The sequence below is a fragment of the Actinoallomurus iriomotensis genome (assembly GCF_030269445.1).
Lineage (GTDB): Bacteria > Actinomycetota > Actinomycetes > Streptosporangiales > Streptosporangiaceae > Actinoallomurus > Actinoallomurus iriomotensis.
Genome location: NZ_BSTJ01000032.1, coordinates 1 through 1,271 on the forward strand (window position 1 = coordinate 1; position 1,271 = coordinate 1,271).

1 protein-coding gene is annotated in these 1,271 nt (G+C 66.1%); it reads left to right on the plus strand.

Going from position 1 to position 1,271, the window contains the following annotated elements; all coding sequences use genetic code 11:
• Nucleotides 1-99 precede the first annotated feature (99 nt).
• Nucleotides 100-1,236 (plus strand): IS30 family transposase, encoded by a 1,137-nt coding sequence (locus QSK37_RS51275; RefSeq protein ID WP_285637435.1) that lies wholly within the window; start codon nucleotides 100-102, stop codon nucleotides 1,234-1,236.
• The last annotated feature ends 35 nt before the right edge of the window (nucleotides 1,237-1,271 follow it).

A 1,271-nucleotide genomic window follows, 5' to 3' on the forward strand; every position in this document is an offset into this window, starting at 1 on the left:
GGGAGTTCGATGGCCTTCGAGATCCGTGTGGATCGTAAGCCGCGGGGCAAGGCCCTGGTCCGTGAGCGGGAGGAATACTTCCGGCTTATGGATCAGGGCATGAGCAGTCGGGAAGCGTGCCGGATTGTCGGCATCAACCGGCGGACGGGTAAGCGGTGGCGTAACGGCGTGCGGGCCACCGCCCACAACAAGGCCAGGCCGCCGATCAGAAGGCCGAGTGCGCAGACCGGTCCCTCGCGTTACCTGCGTCAAGACGAACGCGTTCACATCGCTGACCGCCTGCGTGAAGGCGCCTCTGTTCGCGGCATCGCGGCCGAGCTGGGTCGTAGCCCGTCGACGATCAGCAGGGAGATCCGGCGTAACCGCTCGCACGAGCGCGACGGCCGGTGGTTTTATCGGCCGCACGCGGCTCAGGCCCGCGCCGACGCGCGCCGGCCTCGACCCAAGCCGAGGAAGATCGGCGGGAATCTCGAGCTGAGGGACTACATCCAGGAGCGTCTGGGCAGACGATGGAGTCCGGAGCAGATTGTGCACCAGCTCCGCCGCGACTTTCCCGGCCGTCCGGAGATGCACGTGACGCACGAGACGATCTACCAGGCCCTTTACGTGCAAGGACGTGGAGAACTGCGCCGCGAGCTGACCAAAGCGCTACGCACCGGGCGAGCGATGAGACGACCCCGCCGTCAAACCCAGCAGCGCCGGCAGCGGATGGCGTATCCGATGGTGATGATCAGCGAACGTCCCGCCGAGGCCGCCGACCGCGCCGTGCCCGGGCACTGGGAAGGCGACCTGATCATCGGCAAGAACCAGGCCTCACAGATCGGCACCCTCGTCGAACGCGCCAGCCGCTACGTCCTGCTCGTCCACCTGCCCGCCGACCGCACAGCCGAGACCGTCCGCGACGCGCTCGCCGAAACCATCCAGACCCTGCCAACAGAGCTGAAACGCTCCCTGACCTGGGACCAAGGCTCGGAGATGGGCCTGCACCAGGAGTTCGCGGTCACGGCTGACATGCCCGTCTACTTCTGCGACCCGCACTCACCCTGGCAGCGCGGCAGCAACGAAAACACCAACGGCCTGCTCCGCCAGTACTTCCCCAAAGGCACCGACCTATCGATCCACACCCGCCAAGACCTGAACGCCGTCGCCGCCGAACTCAACTCCAGACCACGCAAAACGCTCGGCTGGGAAACCCCAGCCGAGCGCCTCACTAAACTCCTGACACCAACCAGTTGATCAACCGGTGTTGCGACGACCCCTAGAACCGAAGG

Coding starts and splice junctions, on each gene's coding strand:
- QSK37_RS51275 (WP_285637435.1), top strand. CDS start 100: ATGAGCAGTCGGGAAGCGTGCCGGATTGTCGGCATCAACCGGCGGACG.